Raw genomic sequence first — 6,265 nt, 5'->3', positions numbered from 1 at the left:
AAATCAAAAAACAGCAGAATATTTATGAACTCTCAAACATGGGAGAAAAGCAAATGAAAGATTTTGTGGCAAAAGAAAGCCAAGAGTTAGAAAGTTTTGTAACTCAAAATAAAGGTTGGAATGGCTCAGATTCGTTGGCGAGAGTATTTTGGTCGAAGAAGTTTATACTCGAAAATAAAACGATTGATTTTGTAAAAAATAACGGTAAGCAGTATTATTCTCTTTGGCTATTTACCAATCAAGTTGTGCATTCTCATACAAGTATTGATAGTTTGATAAAGATGTTTAATACAACTTTTCCTGAACATTTTAAACAAAGTTTTGAGGGCAAGGAAGCTCTGAAATATCTGAATGCCAGAAATATCAAAAAAGGAGTGCAAGCACCCAATCTGATAAGTAAGGATTTGAAAGGTAGAACAATTTCGTTGGATAAATACAGAAAAAAGTATGTTTTGCTTACTTTTTGGAGTACGACTTGTGTTCCGTGTATTGCAGAAATGCCCACGTTGGTGAAAATTAAGAAGCAATATTCGCCTCAGAAACTGGATGTAATTGCCATTTCCAGCGATGATAACATGACAGTTTTATCAAAGGCTATACATAAATATCAGATGAATTGGACAAATATTGCCGATAAGACTGGCGATTTATTTAAAACTTATGGAGTGCAGTCAATTCCACAGGTTTATTTGATTGATAAAACTGGAAAAATTGTGTATTCGAGAGAAGAAGAGAGTGATAATGAACCCGAATTAATAGTTTTGAATAAAGTTTTGGCAGAAAAACTATCAAAATAAGCAAAAAAAGCGACACAAATTACTTCGTGTCGCTTCCTAAAAAATCTTTATTTATTAAGCATAAACGTCTTCTTTACCGAATTTTTTGCAAAGTAAAGCATATACATTTGCACGATATTTATTGCGGTTTGAAGAACCCATTTGCTCCATTACTTCCGCAATTGCTACGTCAAGCTCTGGGCCATCAGCTAAACCTAATTTACCAATCAAATAGTTTTGTTTTACACGAGCTAACTCGTCAGGGTCTGAACCTGAAACTTTAGAAGAATCTGCATTGTAAATAGATGGGCCAAGACCTTTTGCTACAGCTGTGATGAGTTCTTCGCTAAGGCCTAAGTTAAGTTCGTTTGATTGAGCAACGTAAGTTTCAATTGCTTCTGCTAATTTACTCATAATTTTTGTTGATTATGGGGTGATTGAAATACATGAATGTTTTGTAAATTTTAAATAAAAACTTATCTTTTCCAAATGTTTTGCGTGCTTTTTTGTGTAAAACACACACTTTCAAGGATTAAAAGTTTTTAATTTCGTGTTTTATTGAAAAATGTCATTAAATACTAATCTTTCGTTTTCTGCCTAGAACTTGCCAGGTTTCCACAACTTCTTCATTTTCAACGATGTAGGCTTCATCATAAAGATTTACGGTTGGACAAACGTGGTAAGGAACCCCATAAAGCACATCGCCCACTTTTATTGAATCCCAGTCTTTTACGGCGATGACGCCGTGTTCTTCGCTTTGCCCGAGCAGTTCATAATTTTTCAAATTCAAAAATCTGATACGTTTATCAATTGGGTTTTCGGCTGCGACAGCCTTATGCCCCATATCGACCGTAATGATTCCTTGCTTTGGTTTTGAAATAACACGAGTCAGAATCAACGCTGCATACTCAAAATTTTGTTCAGAAAGTTTATCACCGTAGCCCCAATCCCACAAAACGCAGGTGCCGGGGCTGCAATAAGTTTCTTCTCGCAAAGCATGTGAGGTAAACGCTGGCGTGCCTCCCGCTATCACGATTGGTTTCGGTAAATCTGCTGCTTCGATGGCTTCGAGAAAATGTTTTACATCAACAAAACCCGCATCACATTCTTTTTTTCGTTCGTTGAAATCGCTTGCTCGTAAATGCCCATCATATACGTGCAAGCCGTGTATTTTTAGGTGAGACGAGTTACTTAGTTTTTTGTATAAATCTAAAATTTGGTCATTTAATTCGTGACCTGACCTGTTCATTCCATTATTTACATCTAAGAAAACGTCAGAAATGAGGTTGTTTTTAGCGAAAGTTTCATTGTGAGCATCGGCTATTTCAGTTGAATCAATGAGCGATGTAAAGAAAACATCGGGGTATTTTTGCCGTAACTTGACCAGCCGCTCGATTTTTGGACCAACTAATTGATGGGAAATCAAAGCATATTTTCCGCCAGCTATTGCAACCATTTCGGCTTCGGCAATGGTTGCACATTTAAACTTTGTGATACCAGCAGTAAGCATCATCTTGACAACTTCGGGCATTTTGTTGGTCTTCACGTGCGTAAAAAGTCGCTCGGCCGAACCAGCAATCGAAATCATCTGCTCAATATTTTTTTGTACTCGCTCTTTGTAAATAAGCAGCGAAGGAGAATCTAATTCGTTGACGTTATTGATGTTAAACCACATAGTTTAATGATAGAATGAATGATTGATAGAATGATAGAATATTTTCGCAGTTATTCACTCATTCTATCATTCACTCATTCAAAATTGATATTATTGTTCGTAAAATTCAATTGGCAAATCGTCAGGGTCGGCGAAAAAGGTGAATTTTTTGCCAGTAAACTCATCAATTCTGATGGCCTCTACTTCAATTCCTTTTGCTTCGAGATTTTGTTTTGCTGCAGCTACATCTTCTACTTCAAAAGCTAAATGGCGGAGTCCACAAGCTTCGGGGCGAGATGGTCGGGCTGGAGGATTCGGAAAAGAAAAAAGTTCGATTACATAATTTTCGCCAATGGCTAAATCGAGTTTATACGAATCTCGTGCTTCACGATAAACTTCTCTAACTATCTGTAAACCAAGTATTTCGGTATAGAAACACTTAGATTTTTGATAATCAGATGCAATGATGGCTATGTGGTGTACTTTGTTTATTTTTAGCATTTTGATGATTATTTTTAAGGAAGACTTCCCTTCGAGGGAAGTCTTCCTTGTGTCTCTACGCCAACTCAAACATTACTTCAATCTCTACTGGAATATTTTCGGGCAACGAGCCAAAACCAACTGCCGAACGCACGCCGATACCGTTTTCGGTTCCCCAAACATTGGCAAAAAGTTCACTACAACCATTAATTACATAAGGGTGACGCTCGAAATCTGAGGTACAATTGACCATTCCCAAGACTTTTATTACACGCTTGATGCGGTCGAGACTTCCTAAATTAGCTTTTAATGTTGAAAGAATGGTCAAACCCACTTGTTGAGCCGCCAGTTTTCCTGCTTCAATATCCATATCAGCACCGATACGGCCAATGATGCGTGAGCCATCCATTTGCACAGGGCCGTGTCCTGAAACATAAATAAAATTATCAACGATTAAGCAAGGCTTATAAACGCCCATCGGAGATGGTGCTGGTGGTAATTCAAGTCCAAGTTTTGCGAAATTTTCTTCTGCTGTCATAGTTTTGTTGCGTTACACAAATAAATTTAAAATCAAAACCCCAATCAAACCGATGATAGAAACGAGGGTTTCCATGACTGTCCAAGTTTTGAGGGTATCTTTTATTGATAAATTGAAATATTCTTTGAAAAGCCAAAATCCACCATCGTTAAGGTGCGAAAACATCAAACTTCCCGCACCGATCGAAAGTACCATGAGTTCGGGTTTTACACCTGTTTGTTGTTGAATCAGTGGAGCTAAAATTCCTACTGCCGTCAAGCCTGCAATGGTTGCCGAGCCTACACATATACGTAATACGCCTGCAATCGCCCAACCTAAAATCAAAGGATTTATATCAAAACCTTGTAGCTGTGAGCCAATATAATCGCTTGTGCCACTATCTTTTAGAATCTGTTTCAATGCACCTGCACCCGCAATAATCAATAAAATTCCTGCACTACTCTTAAAGGCTTCTTCGAGTTGCTTACTTACTGCTTGAATCGTATTTCCCTGACGGACACCAAGTAAATAAACCGCCAATAATAGAGAAAGAAGCATGCCAATGTAAGGCTCAGAAATTAGTTTAAGTAATTCACTTTCAGGAGCATACTTTTTTATAGCCGATGTAATTGTTAGTAAGAAAACAGGCATCAAAGCTACTAATAAACTTACAGCTAAACTTGGTTGCTTATCTTTCGGAATATCTTTGATGGCAAATAAATTTCCGTCAATTTGTGGTTTGTATTGCTTCAGAGTTCGCCCAAAAAGTACCCCAGCAATGGCAATTGCAGGAATTGCAATGATGATTCCATAAATGAGCGTTTGCCCAACATCAGCTTTGAGTTGCGAAGCAATGGCAGCGGGTGATGGGTGAGGGGGTAAATATCCGTGAGCGGTTGAGAGAGCCGTCAACATTGGCATTCCGACATAAAGAAGTGGTAATTTTGCTGAGGCAGCAATCGAAAAAATAAGTGGAACAACGATGATAAAACCTGCATTGTAGAACAACGGAATACCGATTATAAAACCAGCAAGTGCCAAACCCCATTGGAGGTATTTTTCACCAAAAAGGCTAATGAGAGCATCGGTAATGCGTTGAGCAGCACCACTTTCGGCTACAAGTTTGCCGAGCATTGCTCCAAAACCAATGATTAGAATTAAATCGCCGAGTGTGCCACCAATACCCGACTGAATAGATTTTCCGATGGCCGTAACGTCCATTCCTGTGGCGATTCCCAAACCGATGGCAACTAAAATAAATGAAACGAAGGTGTCGAGTTTTACGTAAGCCACCAGCAAGACGAGTATCAGTATAGCAAAGAAGGTAAGTAAAATTGGCATTTTTTAAGGAGGGTTGAATATGATGATGCAAGATAATAATTTTAATTTAAGTTGTCTCTTAAAAAAATGGAACGCAGATGACGCAGATTTGACTGATTTTGACTGATAAAAACAAAAATTGATTTAAGAATCAGGGCAAATCTGTATAAATCAGTGTCATCAGTGTTCAAAAGTTATTGATTACAACTTACTTAATTTTAGTCAATTATCAATCTATTCTCATCAAACCTATAAGGTTTTCTTGCAGATTTTGCAGGTTTTGGGTCAAATCAAAAGGTATGATTTGCAAACGCATATCAGCCTCATAGTCAAATACTTGGAGTGGGGTTTGGAAGTTTTCGTTGGCTGGATAAATCAAGAAAAGTTGCTGTGCATTATATTTTTTGCCGTAGGCATACATTTGATATAAATCTGATTGCTCAATGCCATAATTTTGCTTGGGTTTTGCGGCATCAATCAACTTCCATTTTGTATCGAAAACGAAGGTTTGTGTTTCGTTTCTCAACACAATATCAGGAATTAATCTAAACTTTGATTTTTCTAAATGGCTGTCAATCAGAAACTTGGCCTTGTCTTGGAGTTTTACTTCGTAGTTTTCTGCAAAATATTTCTTGAAGAATTTTCCAACATAATTTTCAAACAAAACTTCCATCGGAAATAGCAGCCCGAGTTGTAAATATTGTCCCGAAAAAGGCAAAAATGATTGTCCTTTGATAAAAATATTTGCCCAATGAAGTAGCTTTTCATAACGAACAAAAAACAGGTTTTTATGAAAAGATTGAGCTAAATCTTGCTCGATATCATTACTTGGATTTACTTCTTCAAAAATACCAATATTTTTACTGATTCGCTGCTGAGTTCGGTGGCTAAAGCCTTGTTTATAAAGTATTTGTAAACAATATTTTAGAACTCGGTTTGGCGGAATATCGGCCGTAAATTCATCAAATGCAATGAAGAAACGTTCTTTTCGGATTGGATTTTGGCGAAGATTTTCAGCAATTAAAATTTTGCCTTTGATAAAAGTTTCGTTTGCTTCTTGTCGTTCAAAATTTCTGCCTAAACCTTGCGAAAGTAGTTTTTCGAGTTCATCTAAAAATACATTCACAAAAATCTCAAAAAGTGGTAAATGTGAAGTTTCAAGATGCGAGTTTGATAAAGATTGATAAGGCGAATTTGGCAAAACTCTGAGCATTTTCAGCAGCATTTTACGTGCTTCTTTCGTCGAATTTGCCGTTGATTTTGGTAGAATTTCAATCTGCTTGCCATCGGGCGTTTGCAGCAAACCAACGTAGTTTTTGAGTCGGATTTGTTCCTTTCCTTTTTGTGTAAAGTAGCTTAATAGTAAATCATTTGCTCCTGAAAAAGCAATGTTTTTGAGGTGTTGAAAAGTTCGGTCAGAAACAAAAATCTCCGAAAATGTATCATCAATCAAGTCATAATCGCTTGCTTTTTTGATGATTCCAAATTCGGAGATTGTTTGAGGCATATATCTTAGTC

7 protein-coding genes are annotated in these 6,265 nt (G+C 37.2%); 1 reads left to right on the top strand and 6 read right to left on the bottom strand.

What is annotated here, in order from left to right; genetic code table 11:
- Positions 1-797: peroxiredoxin family protein (locus ACOVO2_RS09245; RefSeq protein WP_421769687.1), on the top strand; the 797-nt coding region annotated here is incomplete at its 5' end.
- 54 nt (positions 798-851) lie between these two features.
- Here the strand turns inward: ACOVO2_RS09245 and ACOVO2_RS09240 are convergent.
- The 6 genes from ACOVO2_RS09240 to ACOVO2_RS09215 all read right to left on the bottom strand — a co-directional run.
- Positions 852-1,190, bottom strand: a complete 339-nt coding sequence (locus ACOVO2_RS09240) for a DUF2853 family protein (RefSeq protein WP_421769686.1) — start codon at positions 1,188-1,190, stop codon at positions 852-854.
- Between the two features lie 157 nt (positions 1,191-1,347).
- Positions 1,348-2,451 (bottom strand): D-TA family PLP-dependent enzyme, encoded by a 1,104-nt coding sequence (locus tag ACOVO2_RS09235; protein ID WP_421769685.1) that lies wholly within the window; start codon positions 2,449-2,451, stop codon positions 1,348-1,350.
- Positions 2,452-2,541: 90 nt separating this feature from the next.
- Entirely contained in the window at positions 2,542-2,931 is a 390-nt protein-coding gene (locus ACOVO2_RS09230; protein WP_421769684.1) for a VOC family protein, read from the bottom strand.
- A 55-nt stretch (positions 2,932-2,986) separates the two neighbouring features.
- On the bottom strand, positions 2,987-3,448 hold the full coding sequence (locus ACOVO2_RS09225) for a RidA family protein (RefSeq protein WP_421769683.1): 462 nt from the start codon (positions 3,446-3,448) through the stop codon (positions 2,987-2,989).
- Positions 3,449-3,460: 12 nt separating this feature from the next.
- Positions 3,461-4,768 (bottom strand): gluconate:H+ symporter, encoded by a 1,308-nt coding sequence (locus ACOVO2_RS09220; protein WP_421769682.1) that lies wholly within the window; start codon positions 4,766-4,768, stop codon positions 3,461-3,463.
- Positions 4,769-4,976: 208 nt separating this feature from the next.
- Positions 4,977-6,265, bottom strand: a 1,289-nt coding sequence (locus ACOVO2_RS09215; RefSeq protein WP_421769681.1) for an McrC family protein, incomplete at its 5' end; no start/stop codon positions are given.

The sequence above is a fragment of the Emticicia sp. genome, assembly GCF_049241225.1.
Lineage (GTDB): Bacteria > Bacteroidota > Bacteroidia > Cytophagales > Spirosomataceae > Emticicia.
This window is presented reverse-complemented; position numbering and strand designations above follow the sequence as displayed.